Raw genomic sequence first — 25,662 nt, 5'->3', positions numbered from 1 at the left:
TCAAGTTGCTAAAGAGGTGCAGACCTCGTGGGTTACAGTCCCGAAAACTGCCGTAAAGTAAGGTGATACATCAGACGCCGAAACGCGCAAGAGTCCGTAAGCATAGGACAATGGTTGTAAGTTATTCAGCTATTCCATGCTCGGTAAAAATGGCCGTCTATATGTGTGTACGTATACTGAGGAGTTATAAAATAACGAAACGGATTATTTAAGTTTAGGCAGGTCTTTATTCTTATTAACTAAAATTGTGGTATAACACCTAATATCGTATTAACGATCACCCCCCACTTATCCCAATAGTCTTTAATATTAAAATCAGCGCTATTATGGACATGTATGTCTTGAATACGATGGCCTTGTTGATTTGTATCTTTTTGACGCTTTGAATTTGGTTTGGGGGTGTTTGCATATAACCCATTCTCTCTTCTTTATGAAAATACGTTAACGAAAAAACATTCTCTATCATTTCTAACTCTAACGAGAAATCATTCATCGAAGGGTAGGAGTAACAAGCGTAACCATTGTTATCACTCCGCTTTAGTAAAAAGCCATATTCTTCGGGGTTAATAGATTCGGTTTGGTCTTTTTTCATACCCCAAAGTTATAACAGAATACTAATCAGTTTTTAAAACACCTAAACAATCACTTCACATTCACTTTTACATTAAAAAACAACTGATTATCAGCACTTTGACAACTTGTCAGAACGATATTTCGTTTGGGTTAAGTATGTATATAAGTGCCGAAATATTATTTTGTTATGATATATAAATTAGTGTATATCAGTAATTTATATTAATTTATATTAAGTTATATATTATATAAAACTAAAATTAGACCTCAATAATAGTGTTAAATTCCAAATAAAATTTTGTTTGTCTAATTAATGTGCTAATTATCAAGTAGTTATATGTTATTTTCATCATATCTTTTGTATGCCTGACTAAAATCAATCCTCATTTGGTTAAAGCGTTCGGCCGCTGATTTTATGAAATCTGAATCAAGTAACTGAAACACTCCATTCACTCCTTTAGGGATGTCAAGCTCTGATATTTTATAGATCTGTTCAAAAGTCCCCTTCTCCAGTTTTATAATATACTTTTGATTCATGGAGAATAAGGTGATCTTACAATCCGGATGTGGCAGTTCTGCTATTACTCTCATTGCTTAGCTTTTAATAAATCTTGTTGAATTTCTTTGATCGGGTCTATCCCCTTATTGCTTCCTTTTCCTGATATTAAACGGAATCTGGCAAATAGTTCTTCACTATACCAATCAAGCTTTCTGGTTTTTCGGATTACTTCAGCGTGTTCAGCTGAGCCGTATGCAAATGCTTTCATACTTTCCATACTCTTCCAGATTGAAAGGGTAGCCTGCCTGAAGAAAGGAGCTTCACCAATTCCAACAGAGCAGATGTAACCGGGAGCTTTAGTCATGATTTCGGCTACAGGTTCTACATTGGCCCAAAATTGGGTTAGTTTATTCAGACGGATCGTAGCTCTGGTTAAAACCGCAACCGGTCCATTGTAGTTCGCTTCGTAATTATCCATCTTAAACGGGTCTTTACCATCCCATTTACCATGACTTGCTAATGGAACACTTAAAAGTGTCCATTGTTCTTTTGTAAATTTCTTCCACCACCATGCGATAAATGAGTTTTCATTAAATCTGTTAAATTCCTCTTCTGAAGTCCAAATTGCCAGTAAAGCCCACTGCTGCCAGTCGGGCTGGAGATCAAATGAGCCATTTTTACCGCATCCCATCAATTTCCAGAAAGTACAGGCTTTATTTAAAGAAAGCGGAATGCGGTGAATTGCCATAGCAAGGATTGCCAGTGGAATGAATAGTGGTCTGTATCGTACTATACTTATTGTAACTAACATAATTGATCTTAACGATTTCTTGCTCAGATCCCAAAGGTAATTTATCAAAATGTATTCTTAAGGTCATAAAAAAGAAAAGTCTTCCCTATTAGAGGAAGACTTTAATTCTTAAATATTAAAATTCTTAGTCACGGTCATTTTTCCCTTTGCCATGGCCTTTTTGATTCCCTTGGCTATCATAACGGCCATCCTGGTTCCTGTCATCATTATCACCATATCGTCGGTTCCCATAATCATCATCGTGTCTGTCACGCTCGTACCGTTGATCATAGTTGTTATTAGATTTTTTTCTTTGTCCGGGAGGCATTCCGTGCGGATGTTGCTTTCTATTCTGATCTGAATATACCCTGACGCGCTCATTTCTCATTTCATAATGTCCGGGTACTCTCCGGCTCCCTATACCAAATATGCCGGCAGTTCTATATTCAGGGATCCAAACCCGTCTCTCACGCACTTCATAACGGTATTCGCCACGATCATCTCTGTAAACATTTTGGTCATTTTGGCCCCAAACAGTTTGTCCTTGACGGTATTGGGCCTGCGTATCGGTAGTCCCCAATGCTGCAAAGAGGATTACCAGGATAATTAATTTTTTCATAGCTGTTTATTTTAAGGTGAATTATGTCAGGGATATAAATCTTAGTATAGTATACTATCGTATAACTAATTTGCAGTACGATATTTTGATTATTCCTGATCTTTCAATACAAAGTTTGTTATTGAACATGAAGTTATGATGAAGATAAATTTTTATAATATTGCTGAATACAAATCAATTGTAATTTTGCAGTATGGCTGAAGATTTAAAAATTGTTACAGGGAGTAAGGAGGAGCAATACCATTCATTATTGCCTCAGATTTCTGCTTTACTAGAAGGAGAGCATGATAAGATTGCCAATATGGCTAATGTGTGTGCTGCCCTGAAAGGACAATTCAACTTCTTTTGGGTAGGGTTTTATATGGTAAAAGATGATGAACTGGTTCTAGGCCCATTTCAGGGACCGGTTGCCTGTACCCGAATTAAGAAGGGAAAAGGAGTGTGTGGTGCCTCATGGGCGCAGGAACAAACCCTGATCATTCCTGATGTTGAGGTATTTCCCGGACATATCGCCTGTAGCGCTGCTTCAAAGTCTGAAATTGTGATACCAATAATCAGAAATGAGAAGGTAATCGGTGTTTTGGATGTTGACAGTGCAGAATTAAATAGTTTTGATGAAACTGATGCAGCCTATCTTGCACAGATTATGGGACTTATTGAATTTAATTCCTGAATTAATCTTAATAAATCAGGTCCTTTTTTGCTAGATTAAAAATTATTTTCTGAACAATATTTTATTAATCTAAAATACCATGAAAACAAGATTATTGGCAATACTGAATTTGATAACTCTTGGTTTTCAACTATTGATGTCATACTTGGTTCAGGTAAAATCACTTTCTACCCAGGATGTAGGTCAGGTTTCTGCAAAATATGATACCGTTTTCGCACCGGCAGGGATTACATTTGCTATTTGGGGGCTCATTTATACCTCCCTGCTGGCATTTTGTGTATTCCATCTCTATAAAGCATTTGCGAAAACCTCAAGCTGTCAAACCAATCAGGATACCCAGAATATAGGATGGCTATTTGTTCTGAATAGTATTGCCACAGGGCTTTGGTTAATTGCCTGGGTAAATGAACAACTATTTTTATCTGCCATTTTGATATTGATTCAGCTGTTCACCCTCATTAAAATCAGTATTAGAGCCCATATTTCGAACCCTGATCGATCAATTCAGACAAAGATATTTACACAGTTCCCTTTGAGCATTTACTTTGGATGGATATGTATTGCAAGTATTGCCAATATCAGTGCCTGGTTAATTTCAACAGGCTGGAATGGAATGGGAATTTCTGAAAGTTATTGGGTTATCATCCTGATAGGTATAGCCACTCTTCTTTCTTTGTTCATTATTTTGGTCAGGAGGAATATACCTTTCGGACTTGTTGTCCTTTGGGCCTTGTATGGCATTATTTTGAAACGAAAACAAGTAGATGCTCTCTTTTATGAAGATGTGATTAACGCAGCATACGCAGCTTTTGTGATCATTGTGATTACATTGACCATCAGAATATTTAAAAAGTATAAGTCCCCAACATCTGTTAATTATTAATTTCCTTGCTTTTTATTGCATTTGATCCTATTTATGTTCATCCCTTGCCGGAGGGGCATCGCTTCCCTATGCTTAAGTACGAACTCATCCCTGAACAGCTTCTGCATGAAGGCTTGATCAGCAGTGATTCATTGTTTTCACCAGAGAAGCTGGATGAAGATATTATTTTGTTGACACATGAGCAGAATTACTGGGAAAGACTTAGGGATTTGAAACTGAGTGATGTTGAAGTCCGTCGGTCAGGCTTTCCATTGTCATCAACATTAATTGATCGTGAGATCAGAATAGCTCGCGGTACTATTGATGCCAGTATTCATGCCTTGGGGCATGGGATCGCATTTAATGTCGCAGGAGGTACACATCACGCAGGATCAAACTGGGCTGAAGGTTTTTGTCTGTTAAATGATCAGGCAATTGCCGCTAATTATTTATTGAGTAATTCTTTAGCGGATCGTATATTAATAATTGATTTAGATGTGCATCAGGGAAATGGTACTGCTGAGATATTCAGTAAGGAAGAAAGGGTCTTTACCTTTTCGATGCATGCGGAGAAGAATTTTCCATTCAGAAAAGAGCAATCTGATCTTGATATCGGCTTGACTGATGGAACTAATGATTCAGAATACCTTAAACTGCTTTCACAGAACCTGAAATTAGTTATAGATTCGTTTAAACCTGATTTTATCTTTTATCTGGCAGGAGTGGATGTCCTGGCAACCGATAAACTGGGTAAGCTCAATCTTTCCATAGCCGGATGTAAACAAAGGGACGAATTGGTGCTGCGTTACTGTCGAAGTTTGGGACTGCCGATACAAATAAGTATGGGAGGGGGCTATTCCCCTAAGATTTCAGATATCGTTGAAGCTCACTGCAATACCTACCGGATTGCGCATGATCTATACTTCTAGACATATTATATTTAATATTTTACAAATCTATGATTACGTAAAATGCTGATTTTCAATAAATTTAGTGTAAATTTGTACTATGGAAAAGCAACATTTTACGCGGTACAGGTTTATTGATACAAGAACAGGCGATTTGATCAGATATATGAATATTAATGATCGTCTTGAAGATCATACAGATAGATTGAAAAAAATGCAATCTCAGATTTTTAATGAAATCAGAATTCCGGTGGCATCAATTTTATTTGAGCTTGCCGAACCAGCTTCTTAGAAAAATAATGGAATCTGGTAAAGAGTAGCCCAGCCGAAACCAGTAAGCCAAGGGTCAGGCCATACCAGATTCCATTTGCTCCCAATCCCAAAACTATTCCAAGATAGTATCCAGTGGGTATACCAATAACCCAATAGGCTATAAAAGTGATTAATGTTGGTATATTAACATCACCTATTCCACGTAATATTCCTAAACCGACAATCTGTGCTCCATCAAATAGTTGAAAAAATGCCGCAATTATAAGTAATTGTGCCGCAATACTAATTACAGCCATATCTGAAGTATAAATCCATGGTAAATATTCATTAAGTCCTGCAAATAAGAGGGCCGCTATAGCCATAAAGATCAATACAATATGATAACTTGATATGGCCGAAAGCCTGAGGTTCAGGAAATCCTCTTTCCCAAAATTGTTGCCTGTTTTAATTGTGGCTGCAGCAGAAATACCACTAGCCATCATATAGGTTATTGCTGCCAGATTGATGGCCACCAAATGTGCTGCCTGTTCTACTGCGCCAATACTACCGATTAATATCGCTGACACGCTGAAAGCGGTCACTTCAAAGGTATATTGAAGCGCCACCGGTGTGCCAATTTTCAGAATTTTCAAAGACCTGATTTTATCAATCGATTGATGGCTAAATGATTTCAGATAATCCTTAAAGTACTTTGACCTTAATACATAAATACACATGACCACAGCCATTATAGTCCTGTCGATAAGTGTACTCCAGCCCACACCATTAACACCCATTGGTTCAACTCCAAATAAACCTTTTACAAAGATGATTCCCAGACATACATTAATGAGATTTCCCCACAGAGAGATCATCATAGCCTGCTTGGTGAACCCGAGTCCTTCGGCAAATTGCTTAAAAGTCATGAAAATCATTAATGGTACGATTGAGAAGCCCAGTAAACCCAGATAGGGCTTTGCCTGTGCCACAACATCGGGGTCCTGATCCATTCTATCAATAAACAATAGAGAACCATAATAGATGAGGATGTATAGTAGTATTCCTATGATTGCATTGATCAACAAGCTATTCGCAAGAAGCTTCCCGCACTCCTGATTGTTTTTCTTCCCGCTCTCCTGTGCAATCAGCGGGGTGAGTCCATAGGAAATACCCATCCCAATAACCAGAGCTATGATAAAAATACTGTTGACCAGCGAGACCGCAGCTAAAGGAATCGTACCTGCAAAATGCCCCACAATAACACTGTCAGCAGTATGTACCAGCGTATGCCCAAGCTGTGAAATAACAACTGGTATTGCCAGTGTAAGATTACTTTGATAATGGGATTTATATTTGAAGTAAATGCGTTTCAAAAGAGATTTTTAAGGTGTTTAAGTATCTGTAAAATAGCAATGTATACTATTTTATATTAAGAAGCAGTATAGTACTCTTCTTTTTCTGTGGTATGAAGTCTGATTACTCCTGAAAGTACCAGGTTCACAAGAATACGGTGAGTTCTTCGTCTTGAAAGGTTGAGCATCTGACTGTATTCAAGTGAAGTGATTCGTTCATGTTCATTCAAGTACTCGAGGAGGGCTTTTTCTTTGGAAGAATACTCAAGCAAAACCCCATGTTCATTATTTTCACGTTTCAGTACATCAATTACAATTTTACTGGCCAGCACACTTTTATCTTTTACCCGGATGTAGACCCACCATTTTTTATCTTCACCAAGAGCATAATGGGGTTTCATTTCACTCTTATTTATTTCTGCAACAAGAACCGTTTTATCATCGAGATAGACCTCTTCAAATTTAGGTTCGAGCGCTGGTTTACAGTAAAAGTGAGCTGCCCGGGTAATCATATATTTTTCTTCATCTTCAGACTTTACACCGCTTATAGTTCCATCATCAGATACCCCAACCAAAAGTCTGCCTCCCTTATTATTAGCGAATGAAACCATTGTTTTGGCAATTTTTTCGCAGCTGGTTATTTTTTTTTTGAAATCCTGTGTTACGCCTTCCCCCTCCAAAATTAGTCTCCTGATATTCATGATCAATAATCTTTAGTAGGCAATTGTTTGTTCTTCTCCCTTAAACAGGTTACGAATATATACTTCATTGATCACAGTAGCACAAAGTACTCCCTCTGAATTAAATATATTCATCGGGTAAGCCTTGACAAATTTTCCCTCAGTTCCCAATATTATTTCAGCCTCCTTAATTTGCTCTTCGCTGAGTGAAATTGTAAAATATAGATTAGTATTTCCGGGTTTTAAATAACGGATCTCAGCACTTTTTAGCCACACCCGGCATTTTAAGCCTCTTCTCTGGAGTATCTGATCAAAAAGCAGGGCAAAGAAAGGATCTGAGGCACTGAATATGGTACCCCCAAAGATGGTTCGATTGTAATTGACATTCAAAAAGCTCTTAGAAATCTTTACATGCACTCCAGTAAAGCCCTTATCAAACTTAATTACCCAGATTCTTTGAAAAAATAGCGGGGGATAAAAACGCATTGCCCATTTGAGCGTGTTTTCTGATATAACCATCCTTGCAAATATCCGCAAATTGACTTGATATTAAAAAATATCGCTGAGATCATATTGCTTAAAATGAATTAAGCTCTTGTTTTGGTTTTTCAATTTTGTTTGTAGATTGTAGGATAAAATAAATCATATGGATCAGGATGCTGTAAATAAAAAAAATGTTAAATTAATTATCATCGTAGCGGCATTAGGCTATTTTGTTGACATATATGACCTGATCCTCTTTTCTGTTATTCGGATTAAAAGTTTGAAAGGACTTGGAGTTCTTGAAGGTGATTTGCTCGACGTTGGTACTATGCTGATTAACAGCCAGATGTTTGGGATGTTGATTGGAGGAATTCTTTGGGGTGTTTTGGGTGATAAAAAGGGACGCCTGAGTGTGCTTTTCGGATCTATATTATTATACTCAGCGGCAAATCTTGCCAATGGTTTTGTCACAACCGTTGAGCAGTATGCGATTATTCGTTTTATTGCCGGAATCGGTCTTGCAGGGGAGCTGGGTGCCGGAATTACCCTGGTTACTGAAACGATGAGCAAGGAAAATAGGGGCTATGGCACAATGATCGTAGCAGGTGTAGGACTTATGGGGGCAGTTGCTGCTGCGATAGTTGGAGAGAATTATGCCTGGGAAACATCTTATATAATTGGAGGGATTATGGGATTGCTGCTCCTTGGCATGCGTGTAGGTTTGGCAGAGTCAGGTATGTTTAAAAATTTAAAGAACGATGGAGTAAGCAGAGGGAATATTTTTATGCTCTTTTCGGATGGAAAACGGTTTAAAAAGTATCTGAGTTGCATATTAATTGGGATTCCGCTATGGTTTGTAGTAGGAGTGCTTGTTACTTTCTCGCCTGAATTTGGTAAGGAATTAAATGCAACGGAGCCACTTTCTGCAGGAACTGGTATTATGTACTGCTATATAGGTATCGCCATCGGAGATATAGTTGCCGGCTTTATGAGCCAGATGTGGCGTTCAAGAAAAAAAGTTATGCTTGTTTTTCTATTGCTTACAGGGGTAAGCATTGTAGTTTACCTGAATGCTGAGGGAATGAATTCGCAACAGTTTATATGGCTTGTATTATTCCTTGGTTTTTCATCCGGCTATTGGGCAACCTTTGTAACGATTGCATCAGAGCAGTTTGGAACAAATCTAAGAGCAACCGTAACCACTACTGTACCTAATTTTGTAAGAGGATCTCTGGTACTGGCAACTCTTTCATTTACAGCTTTAAAAGGTAGTTTGGGCATAATTAACAGTGCATTAGTTGTTGGGTTCGTATCCTTAGCTATAGCCTTAATTGCTTTATATCAACTTAAGGAAACCTTTGGTAAGGATCTGGATTATCTTGAAATAAGCTGATCAGAATTGAGCATGTTGAGAATTGCTTTCAGGATCTAATTAAAAAAACATCATTTTTGAGGGATGATTACGAAAGAGAAGATAGCTGAAGCTTATCAGCTGATTCAGGATGAAATATGTGCCGGACTTGAACTCGCTGATGGTTCAGCTAAATTTCAGGAGGAGTTATGGCAAAGGGATGGAGGTGGTGGCGGTCGTACGCGTATAATTCAAGGCGGAAGCATCATTGAAAAGGGTGGTGTAAATTTTTCTGCTGTCTATGGCAAACTTCCTGGAAATATAAAGAAAGCTTTTGGAGTTACCGATGATGATTTTTTTGCAACAGGTGTGTCAATTGTCATCCATCCAAATCATCCCTGGGTGCCGATTATTCACATGAATATCCGATACTTTGAAATGACCGGCGAATCAGGTAAGGACTTGCGATGGTTTGGGGGCGGAATTGACCTCACTCCACATTATGTGATTGAGGACGACGCGCGTTTTTTTCATACCAAACTAAAACAAACCTGTGATCGATTTCAGTCTGAATTCTATACCAAGTTTAAAAAGTGGGCTGATGATTATTTTTATATTAAACACCGTCAGGAGACCAGGGGTGTTGGGGGAATATTTTATGACCGTTTAACCCCACAATCAACAGGTCTTGAATGGGCGGATATTTTCGAATTTTCCAAGGCAGTTGGCAAGACTTTTTTGCCTGCCTATACTGAACTTATTCAAAGAAACAGAAACAAATCGTTTACTGAAGAACAAAAACTCTGGCAATTCCAGCGCCGGAGCCGATATGTGGAATTCAATCTGGTTTATGACTCAGGAACCAAGTTCGGCCTGGAAACCAATGGTAGAATTGAATCCATTTTGATGAGTCTGCCGCCTCAGGCAAATTGGGTCTATGATTTTATCGCAACAGCAGATTCTGAGGAAGAAAAGACTATGCAATTTCTAAAAAAGGAGATAAATTGGGTTTCCTGATATAATTAAAATCATGAAAAAACTTTTTAATATTTCGTCTGTTTTGATGTGCCTGGTTCTAATTTCATCATGCAGCACTGGTTCCCTGAAGGGAACATGGCAGTATGATGGGGGTATTTACAATGGCAGAACCCAGAAAGCTTCTGACGAATTTCAAATGCAAAGAACCTATGCTGCTAATACCTACGAAGCTTTTATGCTTGAAGGCAATAATCCTCCCGAATTATATAATTCAGGTATTTATGAAATAAAAGGAGATAGTGTGCTGATTACAAGTACGTTTAGTAGTCGACCCTCGCAAAATACGGATGTTACCATTGCCTATAAATTTATAGTGGATCAAGACAAACTGACAATAAATGGCGTTTTACCCAATGGAATGATTGTCGAGGAGTACTGGAAAAAAATTAAGTAGTCCTTTAGTTTTGGTTTGCAATTAAATTTCATTTAATTGTAATATTGCTGTGTAAAATCATTTTGTTTAAATTTTTTGTTTTAAATTTAAACAATGAATTTATTCTCCATTTCTCAATTAGCTCAATTTTCAGGAATCAAGCCCCATACAATCAGAATATGGGAGCAGAGGTATGATGCTTTAAAGCCTGAGCGTTCTGAGGGAAATACAAGGTATTATGACGATAAACAGTTAAGGCGTCTTCTTAATATTGTTAGTCTGATGGAACAAGGGCATAAAGTGTCCCAATTATGTTCTATGAGTGATGATACATTATTCCAAATGATTCATGATTCAGGACGAATTGACTCAAGTGATACTGCAGAATACTATATAAATCAGCTGATTGCTGCCGGGATGTCTTTTGATTCTGGCCATTTTGAACATATACTTTCTTTAAGTTTTTCAGCCTACGGAATTAGAGACACCTATAAAACGGTAATATATCCTTTAATGAACCGAATAGGTTTGCTTTGGGCTAGTGATATCCTGCCTACTATCAGTGAACATTTTATAAGCAATATTTTTCATCAAAAATTATCAGCCGCTATTGATTCACTGCCCTTACCTGATTCAACCAAGAAAACCTGGTTGCTTTTCCTTCCTGAAAATGAATTTCACGAATTACCATTATTATATGCTAATTTTTTAATCAGACTTTCAGGCCATAAAGTGATTTATTTAGGTAGTAATGTTCCAATAAAATCGTTAAAATCAGCTGTTATTGATACAAAACCCGATTATTTATTGATGTTTCTGATTCATTTTGATCTGCCAGACCAGATTCAAAAAGATATCGAAGGTATAAATGAGTACTTTTCAGGTGATAAAATATACCTGGCTGGTAATCATAAATTGATTTCAAGCATAAAATATCCGCAGAATGCAGAATACCTGTCTTCAGTGGTAGATATTGAAAGAACACTTGGTTTGAATGAAATTTTAAGCAATAATTTAAGTAGATAATGGCAAAAATTATTGTCATCGGATCAGGTTTTTCAGGTTTAAGCGCAGCTTCTTATTTGTCGGCAGCGGGGCATGAGGTACATGTTTATGAAAAAAATCCACAGCCAGGTGGTCGGGCAAGGCAGTTAAAAGAAAATGGATATGTTTTTGACATGGGTCCGAGCTGGTACTGGATGCCCGATGTTTTTGAAAAATTTTTCTCTGATTTCGGTTATAAGGTCTCTGATTTTTATCAACTAAAGCTCCTAAACCCATCTTTTGATATTGTATTCCCTCAATCTGAGATTATGAGGGTTCCTGAAAACTATGTTGAGCTCTCCCAAATGTTTGAGTCTATTGAAAAGGGTAGTGCTCTGCAACTTGATAGGTTTATGAGGGAGGCCCAGTTCAAATATGATACGGGTATGGGCAGTTTGGTTTACAAACCGGGATTGTCTTTGATGGAGTTTGCTGACCTTGATCTTATCAAGGGTACTTTCCGTCTTCAGGTTTTCAGCTCGTTCAGAAAACATGTCAGAAAGTTCTTCAATGATCCCAGATTGATTGCCTTGATGGAATTTCCGGTGCTTTTTCTTGGCGCCATGCCACAGGATACCCCTGCATTATACAGTTTAATGAATTATGCAGGGCTTAAACTAGGTACATGGTATCCTGATGGAGGTTTTGGAAAAGTAATTGATGGTTTTCTGGAGGTTGCCAAACGAAATGGTACGAAGATTCATTTGAATTCTCCTGTTGAACAAATAATAATTGAAAATAATCTGGCAACGGGAATACTAGTTAATGGCAATAAGATTGATTGTGATGCGATAATTGCATCAGCCGATTACCATCATGTGGAAAGTAAGCTACTGGATGAGAAACATAGAAATTACGATGATAAGTATTGGAAGAACAAGGTTTTTGCTCCCTCGTGCCTTATTTACTATATCGGCTTGAGCAAAAGGATTAAAAAACTTAGTCATCACACTCTTTTCTTTGATGAAGACCTGGAGCAGCATGCTATGGAGATTTATAAAAAACCACAATGGCCTGCAAAACCACTTTTTTATGTCTGTTGTCCTTCCAAAACAGATGATAATATTGCACCAGAAGGCAATGAGAATTTGTTTCTTTTAATGCCATTGGCTCCGGGACTTACGGATACGGAAGAGTTTCGTGAAAAATATTTTAATTTAATGATCACACGATTGAACAAACATATACAGGAAGATATTAGTACGGCCATTGAGTATAAGAAATCCTATTGTACCAGTGATTTTATAACTGATTATAATGCATATAAAGGAAATGCTTACGGATTGGCTAATACCTTATTGCAAACGGCAAATCTTAAACCCAGTATCAGAAATAAGAAGGTGAAAAATCTCTTTTATACCGGGCAACTAACGGTTCCTGGTCCGGGGGTACCGCCTTCAATTATTTCGGGGAAAGTAGCTGCCGGACAGATGATTAAACATTTAAATCAAAAATAGATGAAAATTCTGTTTGATAATCTTTCTATTAAAGTCAGTAAAATGACCACAAGGGCTTATAGCACTAGCTTTTCATTCGGAATTTACTGTCTGAATAACAGCCTTAGAGATTCTGTTTATTCTATTTATGGCTTTGTACGTCTTGCAGATGAGATTGTAGACAGCTTTGAGGGTTTTGATAAGAAACTTCTGCTTGCAAAATTTAAGATTGAAACTTATGAGGCTATAGAGAACCGGATTTCACTCAATCCGATCCTGAATTCCTTCCAAAATGCGGTTCATGAGCACAATATGGACTTAGATCTTATTGAAACCTTTTTACAAAGTATGGAGATGGACCTGGATAAGGTTGATTATACCGCTGAAAAGTATCAGCAGTATATTTTAGGCTCTGCAGAAGTAGTAGGACTGATGTGTCTTCATGTGTTTACAGGTGGTAATCTGAACCAATTTAATGAGCTTAAACCTTATGCCATGAAGCTTGGGGCTGCCTTTCAAAAAGTGAATTTCCTGAGAGATATGAAAGATGATTACCAGGTTTTAGGTAGAACCTATTTTCCGGATGTGGATATTTCTGAATTCACATCGGCTGCCAAAGAACAGATCGAGAAAGATATAGAAAACGATTTTCGGATAGCATTGAAAGGTATAAAATTACTTCCAAGTACCTCGAGAGGAGGGGTTTATCTGGCTTATGTTTATTATAAAGCTTTGTTTAATAAGATCAAAAAACTTCCACCTAAAAAAATATTAACTGAAAGGGTTAGAATAAATAACGGTAAGAAACTTGGAATCATGGTCAATTGTATGGTTCAGAACAAATTAAACTGGGTATGAAGGCTTATCTGCTTTGTTTTTTTCTGATCCAGAGTCTTTTGAGCTCAGCAAAAACTCCTGAGATTGAAGATATACGGGTACTATTTTATAAAGCAGAATCATCTCAAAAGGTATGCGTTGAACTGATTAAACTCCTGGAACCTTATAATGATAAGAATAATGCACTTTTTTTAGGATACAGAGCAAGTACTACTATGCTGATGGCCAAACATTTGATTAACCCCTTTAGTAAATTATCATATTTTAAAAAAGGTAAGCTGATGCTTGAAAAGGCTATTCAATTTGACCAAAAGAATATAGAGTTGAGATTCCTTAGGTATACGATTCAAACCAATGTGCCCTCATTCCTAAATTATAGTGATAATAAGGAACATGACAGAGTGTTTTTGCTTCAGTCACTGAACAGGTTGAATGATCAAAAGCTTAAGAATATAATCAGTACTTATCTTAAAAAAGCAAGCTAATAATGAAAGATACCTTCGAAGGAGCTGACGAGTTAGTGATTCTTGTGGATAATCAGGATAATGAGACAGGTATTCATGATAAGCTATCAGTGCATCAACTCGGACTCCTGCACAGGGCATTTTCGGTTTTTGTATTTAACTCTAAAAATGAACTTATTCTGCAGCAAAGAGCCGATGGGAAATATCATTCTCCCGGGCTTTGGACAAATACCTGTTGTAGCCACCCGAAACCTGGTGAGAAGACAATTGATGCTTGTAAACGCAGATTAATGGAAGAGATGGGTATGGACTGTAATCTGGAGTTTAGTTTTAGTTTTATGTATAAGTGTAAATTTTCCAATGGACTCACCGAGCATGAATTTGATCATGTTTATGTAGGGTATACTGACGATTTACCGGTATTGAATTATGTTGAAGTAAAGGAATGGAAATACATTAATCTCATTGAACTCGGAAAAGAAATTGAGTCGTATCCTGAAAAGTTTACAGAATGGCTTAAAATTTGCTTTCTTAAGCTAGTCGACCATACCCAATCTTATTAAATCAAATCATGATATATTATTTTAAAACTGAACATCTTTTACCTGTAAGTATTGATGAGGCATGGGATTTTTTTTCATCCGCAAAAAATCTCGCTCGTATTACTCCGCCTGAAATGGATTTTAAAATTTTGAGTAATCTTGATGAAAAGGAGATTTATGAAGGCATGATAATAGATTATATTGTAAAACCTGCATTTGGAATTCCTTTGAAATGGCAAACTGAGATTATTAATGTAAATAAGCCACATAGCTTCGCAGACAAGCAATTGAAAGGACCTTACAAAATATGGGAGCATACGCACACTTTTATTCAGCAGGGAAATGGGATCTTAATGCAGGATGAAATAAAATATCAGATTCCTTTCGGTATAATCGGGCAAATAGCTCATAGTTTATTTGTGAGGGAAAAGGTTAAGGATATCTTTCGGTTTCGCGAAAAGGCCCTTGATAAAATCTTTGGGACTTCAAAACAGGGTTCTGTTTTTTCTGGATTATTAAATAATTTTAATCAGTCTTATCCTACATAATTGACTCTTATTATCGCAACATGAACTCTGATATTAATTCAAACAGAAATATACTAATAACCGGTGCTAGTGGCCTGATAGGTACGAGACTTATAAAAAACCTGCTGGAAAAGGGTCATAGAGTCTTTGTGCTTTCCAGACAAAGTTCAAATTTAAAAGGTGTAAGCACTTATAATTGGGATATAGATAAACAATTGATTGATCTGAAAGCTTTTGAGGGGATAGATACCATCATTCATCTTGCTGGTGCAGGTATTGCTGATAAGCGTTGGACCAAACAACGTAAGCAGGAAATTGTCGATAGCAGGATTAGGTCAACCCAGTTACTATATAATACAATAAATGCTATTAAAGCTCCTATTAAAACATTTATATCTGCCTCTGCAGTAGGATATTATGGTGACCGAAACGATGAAATACTTTATGAACAAAGTGCAAGTGGTACGGGGTTTTTAGCAGATTGTTGTAAACAATGGGAGGCCGTTGTAGACGAAGGAGTTAAATCCGGTATCAGAGTAGTTAAGTTGAGAATCGGCATCGTACTTTCAAAACAGGGTGGGGCGCTTTCAGAACTAGCAAGGCCGGTAAGTTTTTTTGTTGGGACCCCTCTGGGAACCGGAAAGCAATGGATGCCCTGGATACATCTGACCGATTTAGCGTCAATTTTTGAAAAAGCAATCGAAAATCCTCACTATTCAGGAACTTTTAATGCTTGTACTCCTTATCCGGTTACTAATTATGAGTTTACCAAAATATTGGCAAAGAAACTTTTCAGACCGGTATGGCCTGTAAATGTTCCCGAGTTCATGCTGAAGACCATGCTTGGTGAAATGAGTACTTTGATTCTCAATAGCACAAGGACTTCACCTCAGAAACTGATGGATATGGGCTTTCATTTCCGTTATCAGGGCCTGGATGCCGCTTTATCAGAAATCTACTCTCATTAAATTCCTGAAAATTCTATTTGATTGATGAAGAAAGAGATAAGTATTTGCTGGTTAAGAAGGGATTTACGACTAAATGATCAAGCGGCATTGTACCATGCATTAATGAGTAATTATCCTGTACTATCGGTCTTTATTTTTGATCCTGGAATTCTTAAGAAACTTACAGACAGGGATGATAAAAGAATACTTTTTATTCATAATCAGCTCAAAAAGCTTAATGATAAACTTAAAACTTATGGTTCATCACTATTGGTAATTCATGATGAGGTTATACCTGCTCTTGAGAAGCTGAAGGAGCAATTTGACGTAAAAGAGGTTTATACTAATCATGACTATGAGCCCTACGCAATAAATCGGGATTCAAAAGTTGCTGAATTTCTATCAGGTACAGGTATTCCATTCCATACTTTCAAGGATCAGGTAGTTTTCGAGAAGTCGGATATCATGAAGTCCGACGGGACACCCTATACCGTTTTTACTCCATATTCCAGACGATGGAAGGAGGCTTTTTCCAAATTAAGCCTTCCGGAGTATCCATCGGAAAGTTATTTATCAAAGTGCCTTCAGATTGGCCCTTTATCAGTGCCCGATCTTGAAGATATTGGTTTTGTAGTTCCTGAGTTTAATTTACCATCAATCAATATATCAGAAGATCTTATACGGAATTATCATTCAACACGAAATCTACCCTCGGTAAATGGTACAAGTCAGATCAGTACAGCTTTACGTTTCGGAACGTTAAGTGTTCGCTATCTGATAAAACTTGCGGTTCAGTGGAATGAACAGTGGTTAAATGAACTGATCTGGAGGGAGTTTTTTATGATGATACTTTATCATTATCCTCATGTTATACATAATAGTTTCAAGAAAAAGTATGATCAGATAGAATGGAGAAATGATGAACGGGAATTTGAAGCCTGGTGCAGGGGAGAAACGGGTTATCCTATTGTGGATGCCGGCATGAGACAGTTAAATGAAACAGGGCTGATGCATAACCGGGTTCGAATGATTGTTGCAAGTTTTCTTTGTAAACATCTGTTAATAGACTGGAGATGGGGAGAGGCTTATTTTGCAAGGAAACTCCTTGATTTTGAGCTTTCTTCCAATAATGGCAACTGGCAATGGGCTTCAGGCAGCGGTTGTGATTCAGCTCCTTATTTCAGGATATTCAACCCTACGGCTCAAACTCTTAAATTTGATCCCAAACTAATCTATATTAAAACCTGGATCAGGGATTTCAAAGTGGACTATCTGATCCCGATTGTCCAGCATGAATTTGCAAGAAAACGTGCCTTAGAGAGGTACAAAGCTGCTCTTAACGAGGCATTTGTGAAGTAATTTTGTTCTCTTCATAGTTTTCTGATGCTTCATTAATTCATCTTTTTAATAATCTACATCTTTATTTTGATTTCCCTTGCCGCCTTGCTAAAGGCACATATCTGAATGTAATATTTTTTGAAACTGCCTCTTTAAACCGTGAAATTTATTAACTTCGCAAGGCTGAAAAGCGGTTTTATTTTAACAGATAATTATTACTGTTTTAATATTAAAATTAATTAATCAGAACTTAGGTATAACATGGCTGAAGATACAGAAAACGATAATTTGGTACCCCAGAACGATAGAATAATTCCAATAAATATAGAAGAGGAAATGAAGTCTGCATACATCGATTATTCGATGTCTGTTATTGTTTCCCGTGCCTTGCCGGATGTTCGTGATGGTCTTAAGCCTGTACACCGCCGTGTGCTCTATGGGATGCTTGATCTTGGTGTAACCAGTACTAAGCCTCATAAGAAATCAGCACGTATCGTCGGGGATGTTTTAGGTAAATACCATCCGCATGGTGATTCTTCAGTTTATTTTGCGATGGTTCGTATGGCGCAGGACTGGAGTTTACGTTATCCAATGGTTGACGGGCAAGGTAACTTTGGATCTATTGATGGAGATTCCCCGGCAGCAATGCGTTATACTGAGGCAAGATTGAAAAAGATTGCTGAAGAAATGCTAGCTGATATCAATAAGGAAACTGTCGATTTCCAGCTTAATTTTGATGATACTTTGGAAGAGCCAACAGTTCTTCCTTCACGCATACCAAACTTACTGGTTAATGGTGCTTCGGGCATCGCAGTAGGTATGGCTACTAATATGCCTCCCCACAATTTAACTGAGGTTGTAAATGCCACAATAGCCTACATTGAAAATAGAGATGTAACTGTTCTTGATCTGATGCAGCATGTTAAAGCTCCGGATTTCCCAACAGGAGGAATTATCTATGGTTATTCCGGAGTCCAGGAAGCATTTGAGACAGGCAGAGGCAGAATCGTTATGCGAGCTAAAGCCGAAATTGAAGTATATAAGGGCGATCGTGAACGGATAATTGTGAACGAGATTCCATATCAGGTTAATAAAGCAAATATGATCGAGCAAACTGCCGGTCTTGTTAATGATAAAAAAATAGAGGGGATTTCTGAGATCAGGGATGAGTCTGACAGAGATGGAATGCGTATCGTTTATGAAATTAAACGTGATGCTAATGCTTCAGTAGTACTGAATAATCTGTTTAAATATACCGCACTTCAAACATCATTTAGTGTCAACAATATTGCTCTGGTGCATGGTCGCCCGATGATGTTAAATCTCAAAGATCTGATCAGACACTTTGTTGATCATCGTCACGAGGTAGTTATTCGCAGAACTAAATTTGACCTTTCCGAAGCTGAAAAAAGAGCTCATATCCTTGAGGGATTATTAATTGCACTAGATCATTTGGACGAGGTTATTAAATTAATCCGCGCTTCAAATAGTCCTGACGATGCACGTGTCAGCTTGATGGAGAGCTTCAGTCTCTCGGATATTCAGGCAAGAGCTATTCTGGATATGACGCTTCGTCGTTTAACAGGTCTCGAACGCGATAAGATTAAAGAAGAGTATGCTGAATTAATGAATACCATAGAGTATTTGAAGTCAGTTTTGGCTGATGAAGGTTTACGTATGCAGATTATTACTGATGAATTAACCGAAATACGCGATAAATTCGGGGATGAGCGACGTACTTCAATCACACATTCTGCTGAGGATATGCGGATGGAGGACTTTATTGTAGATGAAGAGGTTGTTATTACCATATCCCATGAAGGATATATTAAAAGAACACCTTTAACAGAATACCGCAAGCAGGGCAGAGGCGGAAAAGGTTCTATGGGTTCTCAATCAAGAGATAAGGATTTTATCGAACATATACTGATCGCTACAAATCATAATTATATGCTCTTCTTCACAGAAACTGGTAAATGTTTCTGGTTAAGGGTGTTTGAGATTCCTGAAGGAACCCGAACCAGTAAGGGTAGGGCAATACAGAATGTAATCAATATTCCGAAAGAGGAGAATATAAAAGCATATATTAAAGTTGTTAACCTGAAAGATCAGGATTATTTAGAGAACAACTTTATAATCATGTGTACTAAGAAGGGAACGATTAAGAAGACTTCTCTGGAAGCCTATTCACGTCCAAGGGCAAACGGAATTAATGCCATTAATATTAATGAAGGTGATCAGCTGCTTGAAGCTTGTTTAACAACCGGAACAAGTGAAATTGTGATGGCTTTGCGTTCTGGCCGTGCAATCAGATTCAATGAATCTACTGTTCGCCCGATGGGTCGTACAGCTACGGGGGTTCGCGGAATTACATTGGCAAATGTGAATGATGAAGTTGTTGGTATGATTAGTGTTAACAATCCGGAGGTAACTGTTTTGGTTGTTTCTGAAAAGGGATATGGTAAACGTACCGATATCGATGATTATCGCGTAACCAATAGGGGAGGAAAAGGTGTTAAAACAATCAATGTAACTGAAAAAACTGGTGAACTGGTTGCTATTAAGGATGTTACGGATATTGATGATTTGATGATCATAAACAAATCTGGTATTGTGATTAGAATTGGAGTGAGTGATTTGCGTGTAATGGGTCGTGCTACACAGGGTGTTCGTCTGATTACATTTAAAGGCGATGATTCTATTGCATCTATTGCAAAAGTTGAACACGAAGATGAAGAAGCTGATGAAACAGAATCTGCAGAGAATGAAACAGGAATAGATTTGAATTCAGACGATCAGGAATCTAAAACTGAAGAATAGGTGCATGTATAAGGTATTTATACTTTTAATGTTTAATATCTTTCTGGTGCTGGTTAGTATAAATGCGCAGACCCAGAATCAGGCTCTTGTAATCAAGGAGGCAATGAATAGTTTTGTCCAATATTCTGATACTAAGGATATTAAAAAACTGGAGAATGCCCGTAAGCTGATAGATAATAGTTTTAAGACCAGATCCGACTCTGCAGCTTTCAGGAATAACCTGGTAAGAAGTCTAGTATATGCTACGCTTGCCAGAGTAGATTCAAACTTAAAGTATACTTATAAGAAGGATCCATTGGAGGAAACTCTGTTCTCAATGAAAAGAGTGTATGGATCCAAATTTGCAGAAGACGTAAAGGATCAGATTTCATACATCGAAAATCAGTTAAAGCTAACCTATTTATACAGAGCAAATACCACATTCAAAAATCGAAACTTTGCTGAGGCACTGAAATACTTTAGTATTCTTGATACAATAGATAAGGACAACATTTCTGTTACACATAATCTTGCTCTTCTTTGTCAGGAAACAGGTAATTATCTTAGATCAGTGGGATATTATGAGAAATTAATTGCCAAAAAGCCAAAGCCAGAGTATTTTATGGTACTGGCGAATCTCTATGAATCGCTAAATGATGAAAAAAATACGATTAGAGTGCTTTCTGAAGGAAGCAGGCAATATCCTGCTAATCGCGATCTTGTTTTTAAACTGCTGAATATTTTGTTGATTAGAAATGATTATCAGGAAATAATTAAATTTACGAGTCAGGCTCTTAAATTAGATGAAAATAACATCAATTTGAACTATCTGGCTGGGTTTTCTCATGAAATGACGGGTGATGTGACAAAAGCCGAAGAGTACTATAAAGTAATTTTAACCATTAACCCGAATAATTATGAAGCGAATTTTGCGTTAGGATTGCTTTATCTTAATCTGTATCTTAAAGATAAAGAGCAAAGTGGTATGATGTATATTTCGAAATACTACCTTACTAAAGCGAATGAAATTGATCCGAATGAATTAAAGACGCTTACATCATTATCAATATTATACAAGAATACTGGTGACAAAACAGAATTACAAAAAATTAACAACAGAATAAACCAACTCAAATTAAATTAAAAACATGAAAATTAAATCTTTCATTTTGGCAGCTGTATTTTCAGCTTCAACCCTTATGGTTTTTGCACAGAAGGGGGAAGTAGCAAGTGCCAGAACTAGTTATGAAAAGTTTTTGGGATTAAAGGATGCCAATTCAATGTTACTGGCTCTCCCAAATCTTAAAACTGCAAAAGCATCTATTGATAAGGCAGTAGTGCACGCCAAAACTCTTGAAGATCCTGCCGCATGGACCTATAAAGCTCTTATTTATGGCGAAATGGCCTTATTGGATTCTGTTCCGGCAACATCAAAACCATTAATTGATGAGGCAAAGGCTGCACATAAAAAAGCAACTGAGCTTGACAAAGCTGGCGAGAATAAGGCAAATCTTGAAAATGCAAATGGTACAATTTTTAGTCAGTATGAACTAAATCAAGGTGTTAAGGCTTATCAAACAAGTAATTTTGCTGATGCTTACACTGCATTCAACAATGCCTTGAACTATCGCCCGGGAGATACAACGATAACTTATTACGCCGGCTTATCTGCCATTAATTCAAAAAATTATAAAGCAGGGATTCAAAGTTATGAGGCCTTGATTAAAACCAATTTTTCAGCTAATAATCAAATATATCTTGATTTATCCCGTCTGTATACTATGGAAGGTGATACTACAAGAGCAATTGCAGTTGCATCTGAAGGAGCAACGAAGTTTAATGACACACAGTTAGCAACACAAGAGATAGAGTTGAGCCTAATGTCAGGTAAACAAAAGGAAGTAATAACTAAAATTTCTGATCAGGCACAAAAAAACCCTGAAAATAAATTATATCCATATTATCTGGGTATAGCTTACAGTACAATTGGAGAATCTGCCAAAGCAGAAGAAGCTTATTTAAATGCTTTGAAGATTGATCCTAACTTTGCAGATGCAAGTACAAATATTGGAGGTATAATTTTAAATAAAGGCATTAATTTGTTTAACCAGGCAAACCAACTCCCTCAAAATCAACAAAAGGAGTATGAAGCAACAATCAAACTTGGTGAAGCCGAGCTTGAAAAAGCTTATCCTTTTTTAATTAAGTCAAGTGAGCTTGATCCTAAATCACGAATTGCACTGGAAAACCTTAAGACATATTATATCATTAAGAAGAACCAGGAAAAGGTAACTGAAATCTCTGCTAAACTAGAGAACCTTTAAGATCATAAACAATTTTTATTTAAGCCTAAGCAGGATTCTGTTTAGGCTTTTTTTATTTAACCTATTTTAGTAGAGAGGGATATACATTTATATACTTAACATAATATTAATTATAAGACAATCAATTCAAATGAAATAAGCGGGAGATCTTTACATTTAATGTTATCTATAAGAATACTGAATGGCCAGTACTGAAAATAATTTATTTGTTTTCAATCTATTTGAGTACCTTTGACATTATATTAATAAATAACACAATGCAAAAAGAAGGTACAGTAAAGTTTTTTAATGAAACTAAAGGATTCGGGTTTATCGTACCCGCAGAATCAGGTGATGAGGATGTATTCGTTCATTCATCTGGTCTAATTGATCAAATTCGTGAAAACGATAAAGTTCAATACGAAGTTGAGCGTGGCAAAAAAGGCCTAAACGCTGTTAATGTGAAAGTTGTTTACTAAATCAACATAAACCATTTTAACAAAGAAAAGCATGTCGTGAGATATGCTTTTCCTGTTTTATGACAATTCTGAAATCAATTATAGTAAATCGTTGGCAAGATTAGCCAATTCACTCCGCTCACCTTTCTGAAGAGTAATATGCGCATACAATGGATGGTTCTTAGCCTTATCAATCAGATAAGATAAGCCATTGCTCTCTGCATCCAAATACGGTGTATCGATCTGATAAATATCTCCTGTAAAAACAATCTTTGTATCTTCTCCCGCTCTTGAGATAATGGTCTTAATCTCATGTGGGGTCAAATTTTGAGCTTCATCAACAATAAAAAAGATTTTTGTTAATGTTCTTCCACGTATATAGGCCAAGGGTGCAATTGAAATCTTTTCATTTAGAACCAGCTCATCAATTTTGTCCTGAGCTTTTTCATCGCCAAGCTGATCCTTTATAAACTTTAAATTATCCCATATCGGAGCCATATAGGGATCTATTTTTGATTTTATATCACCAGGCAAAAAGCCAATATCTTTGTTGCTTAATGGAACTATTGGTCTGGTGACAAATATCTGCCGATAATTTTTTCTTTGCTCAAGTGCGCTTGCCAGAGCCAGTAATGTTTTTCCGGTACCAGCATTCCCCTGGATAGTCACCAATTTAATCTCCGGATTTAATAAAGCATGAATGGCAAAGGCCTGCTCGGGATTTCTTGGTTCAATATTATAGACGGATTGATGTGGTATATATTCCAGTTCTTTATTTCTTGGATTATAATAAGCTGCAGCAGTTTTATTTCTTCCATTTAATATGAAAAAGTGATTCTCATGATTGGTTTTAATCTCAGAAACTGAAATAGAAAGATTTTTTTTTCTTATTAATTCGTCTATCAGCTTATTGGGTACCTTTTCCTCAACGGTCTTACCGGTATATAATTCTTCAACATTTTTGATCTTACCCGTTTCATAATCTTCAGAATAGAGATTGAGAGCTTTGGCCTTTAAACGCAGACAGATGTCTTTTGACACAAGAATAATCTTTTTTTGAGGGAATTGTTCCTGTAAATTAAGTGCTGAATTCAGGATACGGTGGTCAAATTTTCCTTCTCCAAAGATCTTTTCAGCATCAACACGGTTTGGTATATCGTCCATTACAACCTTGTAGCTTCCTCTGCCCTTTCCTTTTAACGGTGACCATTCGTTGATCAGCTTGTTTTTGGAAAGTTCATCCATAAGTCTTATAAAGCTTCTTGCTTCATAATTCCGGGTATCATTTCCACTCTTGAGATTGTCAAGTTCTTCCAGAACCTGGATAGGAATAGCTACATCGTGCTCCTGGAAATTTTGAAACGCATTATGGTCATATAGAATTACCGAGGTATCCAGAACAAAGATCTTTTTATCAGAAACCGTACTATTATCTTTCGCCATTGATCAAAAATAAAGAAAAATTGCCCCGAAGATGCCTGGAGAAATCAAATTCGTGTAAAAACGAAAACGGAGACCTTCTTCTTGCGATTCGGATCTCCGTTTTCACTTTTTTGCAATCGTAACTGCTCAAAAGTATTAAGTTTTCATTACAATAATCAGTCCGTCTCTTCAGTCTTTTCAAACTTTCAGCATCCGAAACTTATTACTTTGTCATCACATCCGTTCCGTAGAACGTTTGTAAAATAGGTAATGCCTGTCTTTTCGATCTTACCCTCCAGCCATGATCTCACGATTTCCGGTCTGAATTGAAAATTAAATTATCCGAAATCTGATGAAGCCCGGGGGCTTCGGATTTTGAAGGATATTGTTTCAGGCTATCAAAGTACTTCTGACTTAACAATACCAATATAGGTATAAAACTGCTCTTGTCAAGTAAAATACGCTTCAAATTACCCACACTTTATTAACTTTTTCAGGCTGGTTTTCAACATTGTTTAATCCACTAATTAATTAAATTTCAGGTTATTATGAAAAGATTTGTTTGCTTATTGACATAGTCCATTTAGCAATTTTATTAACAAATGAGCTATTGATAGCAGATTTTGAATTCTTAAGACTGAACATTAGTTGGATAAAATTGTGATGATCTTTGGATCTGATATTGAAAGGATAGTAAATCGGACCAATCGAAGATTGTCTAAGAAAAAAGCCAAAAGAAAACGGGAACCTTCTTCTTGCGATTTGGGCTCCCGTTTCCACTTTTTTTGCAACCGTAGTCACTCAAAAGCATAAGCTTTCAGAATTTTAACCAGCTCGTTGTCCATTGTCTTTTCAAACTTTGGTACCCGTAGCTTCTTAATTTATTTGCATGCAATCCGTGGATTGTATGCTAAATGAATTAATGCCTGTCTTTTGGAACTCAGTCTTTAAGCTTTATATCTTTCGATATTTAGCTGTCCGGTCTTCGTTTATTTAATCCAGAATCTTTAGAAGTCCGAAGACTAATAGATTTTAAGGATTTTTATCAGGCTGTCAAAGTACTTCGTTCTTATTGATATCAATGTAGTTACC

Annotated in this window: 25 protein-coding genes; 18 read left to right on the top strand and 7 right to left on the bottom strand. The window is 36.9% G+C overall.

The features are described 5' to 3' along the window. Positions 1-906: 906 nt before the first annotated feature. The 3 genes from Q8M41_RS07095 to Q8M41_RS07085 form a co-directional block, all read right to left on the bottom strand. A complete protein-coding gene (locus Q8M41_RS07095; RefSeq protein ID WP_305364551.1) occupies positions 907-1,164 on the bottom strand; it encodes a hypothetical protein in 258 nt (85 codons plus the stop codon). Beyond that, a complete protein-coding gene (locus Q8M41_RS07090) occupies positions 1,161-1,883 on the bottom strand; it encodes a DUF3291 domain-containing protein (protein WP_305364550.1) in 723 nt (240 codons plus the stop codon). The genes Q8M41_RS07095 and Q8M41_RS07090 overlap by 4 nt, the downstream gene beginning before the upstream one ends. A 124-nt stretch (positions 1,884-2,007) precedes the next feature. After that, entirely contained in the window at positions 2,008-2,481 is a 474-nt protein-coding gene (locus Q8M41_RS07085; protein ID WP_305364549.1) for a hypothetical protein, read from the bottom strand. 193 nt (positions 2,482-2,674) lie between these two features. Here Q8M41_RS07085 and Q8M41_RS07080 point away from each other — a divergent pair, with 193 nt between their 5' ends. The 3 genes from Q8M41_RS07080 to Q8M41_RS07070 all read left to right on the top strand — a co-directional run bounded on the left by Q8M41_RS07080 (position 2,675) and on the right by Q8M41_RS07070 (position 4,945). Continuing rightward, a complete protein-coding gene (locus Q8M41_RS07080; RefSeq protein WP_305364548.1) occupies positions 2,675-3,154 on the top strand; it encodes a GAF domain-containing protein in 480 nt (159 codons plus the stop codon). Positions 3,155-3,233: 79 nt separating this feature from the next. Next, positions 3,234-4,037, top strand: coding sequence for a hypothetical protein (locus Q8M41_RS07075; RefSeq protein WP_305364547.1), 804 nt, complete (start codon positions 3,234-3,236; stop codon positions 4,035-4,037). A gap of 5 nt (positions 4,038-4,042) precedes the next feature. Next, a complete protein-coding gene (locus tag Q8M41_RS07070; protein ID WP_305364546.1) occupies positions 4,043-4,945 on the top strand; it encodes a histone deacetylase in 903 nt (300 codons plus the stop codon). Positions 4,946-5,163: 218 nt separating this feature from the next. Here Q8M41_RS07070 and Q8M41_RS07065 read toward each other — a convergent pair whose 3' ends face one another. From Q8M41_RS07065 to Q8M41_RS07055, 3 genes are read right to left on the bottom strand one after another with little or no spacing between them, the layout of a single operon-like run. Beyond that, the gene (locus Q8M41_RS07065) at positions 5,164-6,549 is read right to left on the bottom strand and encodes an MATE family efflux transporter (protein ID WP_305364545.1); all 1,386 of its coding nucleotides are present in this window, start codon (positions 6,547-6,549) and stop codon (positions 5,164-5,166) included. 56 nt (positions 6,550-6,605) lie between these two features. Continuing rightward, the gene (locus Q8M41_RS07060; RefSeq protein WP_305364544.1) at positions 6,606-7,229 is read right to left on the bottom strand and encodes an RNA-binding domain-containing protein; all 624 of its coding nucleotides are present in this window, start codon (positions 7,227-7,229) and stop codon (positions 6,606-6,608) included. Positions 7,230-7,241: 12 nt separating this feature from the next. After that, positions 7,242-7,727, bottom strand: a complete 486-nt coding sequence (locus Q8M41_RS07055) for a DUF4442 domain-containing protein (protein WP_305364543.1) — start codon at positions 7,725-7,727, stop codon at positions 7,242-7,244. 127 nt (positions 7,728-7,854) lie between these two features. Between Q8M41_RS07055 and Q8M41_RS07050 the strand changes: the two genes are divergently transcribed. The 15 genes from Q8M41_RS07050 to Q8M41_RS06980 all read left to right on the top strand — a co-directional run bounded on the left by Q8M41_RS07050 (position 7,855) and on the right by Q8M41_RS06980 (position 23,169). Beyond that, complete coding sequence (locus Q8M41_RS07050) at positions 7,855-9,084, top strand: MFS transporter (RefSeq protein ID WP_305364542.1); 1,230 nt, start codon at positions 7,855-7,857, stop codon at positions 9,082-9,084. A gap of 63 nt (positions 9,085-9,147) precedes the next feature. Next, complete coding sequence (gene hemF, locus Q8M41_RS07045) at positions 9,148-10,059, top strand: oxygen-dependent coproporphyrinogen oxidase (protein ID WP_305364541.1); 912 nt, start codon at positions 9,148-9,150, stop codon at positions 10,057-10,059. A gap of 13 nt (positions 10,060-10,072) precedes the next feature. Further along, positions 10,073-10,474: a hypothetical protein gene (locus Q8M41_RS07040; RefSeq protein WP_305364540.1), complete on the top strand. Its 402-nt coding sequence runs from the start codon at positions 10,073-10,075 to the stop codon at positions 10,472-10,474. Positions 10,475-10,567: 93 nt separating this feature from the next. Continuing rightward, positions 10,568-11,479: a MerR family transcriptional regulator gene (locus Q8M41_RS07035; protein WP_305364539.1), complete on the top strand. Its 912-nt coding sequence runs from the start codon at positions 10,568-10,570 to the stop codon at positions 11,477-11,479. After that, on the top strand, positions 11,479-12,954 hold the full coding sequence (locus tag Q8M41_RS07030; RefSeq protein ID WP_305364538.1) for an NAD(P)/FAD-dependent oxidoreductase: 1,476 nt from the start codon (positions 11,479-11,481) through the stop codon (positions 12,952-12,954). Before Q8M41_RS07035 ends, Q8M41_RS07030 begins: the two co-directional genes overlap by 1 nt. After that, the gene (locus Q8M41_RS07025; RefSeq protein ID WP_305364537.1) at positions 12,955-13,791 is read left to right on the top strand and encodes a squalene/phytoene synthase family protein; all 837 of its coding nucleotides are present in this window, start codon (positions 12,955-12,957) and stop codon (positions 13,789-13,791) included. Beyond that, the gene (locus Q8M41_RS07020) at positions 13,788-14,255 is read left to right on the top strand and encodes a hypothetical protein (RefSeq protein WP_305364536.1); all 468 of its coding nucleotides are present in this window, start codon (positions 13,788-13,790) and stop codon (positions 14,253-14,255) included. The genes Q8M41_RS07025 and Q8M41_RS07020 overlap by 4 nt, the downstream gene beginning before the upstream one ends. Positions 14,256-14,257: 2 nt before the next feature. After that, positions 14,258-14,797 (top strand): isopentenyl-diphosphate Delta-isomerase, encoded by a 540-nt coding sequence (idi, locus tag Q8M41_RS07015; protein ID WP_305364535.1) that lies wholly within the window; start codon positions 14,258-14,260, stop codon positions 14,795-14,797. A gap of 8 nt (positions 14,798-14,805) precedes the next feature. Then, positions 14,806-15,324, top strand: coding sequence for an SRPBCC family protein (locus tag Q8M41_RS07010; protein WP_305364534.1), 519 nt, complete (start codon positions 14,806-14,808; stop codon positions 15,322-15,324). A 20-nt stretch (positions 15,325-15,344) separates the two neighbouring features. Then, complete coding sequence (locus tag Q8M41_RS07005; RefSeq protein WP_305364533.1) at positions 15,345-16,271, top strand: TIGR01777 family oxidoreductase; 927 nt, start codon at positions 15,345-15,347, stop codon at positions 16,269-16,271. A gap of 24 nt (positions 16,272-16,295) precedes the next feature. After that, entirely contained in the window at positions 16,296-17,609 is a 1,314-nt protein-coding gene (locus tag Q8M41_RS07000; protein ID WP_305364532.1) for a deoxyribodipyrimidine photo-lyase, read from the top strand. Between the two features lie 240 nt (positions 17,610-17,849). Beyond that, positions 17,850-20,408 (top strand): DNA gyrase subunit A, encoded by a 2,559-nt coding sequence (gyrA, locus tag Q8M41_RS06995; RefSeq protein WP_305364531.1) that lies wholly within the window; start codon positions 17,850-17,852, stop codon positions 20,406-20,408. A 4-nt stretch (positions 20,409-20,412) separates the two neighbouring features. Further along, positions 20,413-21,531, top strand: a complete 1,119-nt coding sequence (locus Q8M41_RS06990; protein ID WP_305364530.1) for a lipopolysaccharide assembly protein LapB — start codon at positions 20,413-20,415, stop codon at positions 21,529-21,531. Between the two features lie 4 nt (positions 21,532-21,535). Continuing rightward, on the top strand, positions 21,536-22,711 hold the full coding sequence (locus Q8M41_RS06985; protein WP_305364529.1) for a lipopolysaccharide assembly protein LapB: 1,176 nt from the start codon (positions 21,536-21,538) through the stop codon (positions 22,709-22,711). A 257-nt stretch (positions 22,712-22,968) separates the two neighbouring features. Then, complete coding sequence (locus tag Q8M41_RS06980; protein WP_276362073.1) at positions 22,969-23,169, top strand: cold-shock protein; 201 nt, start codon at positions 22,969-22,971, stop codon at positions 23,167-23,169. A 78-nt stretch (positions 23,170-23,247) separates the two neighbouring features. On the opposite strand, the gene Q8M41_RS06975 is transcribed toward Q8M41_RS06980, so the two are convergent. Further along, the gene (locus Q8M41_RS06975; RefSeq protein ID WP_305364528.1) at positions 23,248-24,591 is read right to left on the bottom strand and encodes a PhoH family protein; all 1,344 of its coding nucleotides are present in this window, start codon (positions 24,589-24,591) and stop codon (positions 23,248-23,250) included. Positions 24,592-25,662: the final 1,071 nt, after the last annotated feature.

The sequence above is a fragment of the Daejeonella sp. genome, assembly GCF_030684675.1.
In the GTDB taxonomy this organism is placed as follows: Bacteria; Bacteroidota; Bacteroidia; order Sphingobacteriales; family Sphingobacteriaceae; genus Daejeonella.
This window is presented reverse-complemented; position numbering and strand designations above follow the sequence as displayed.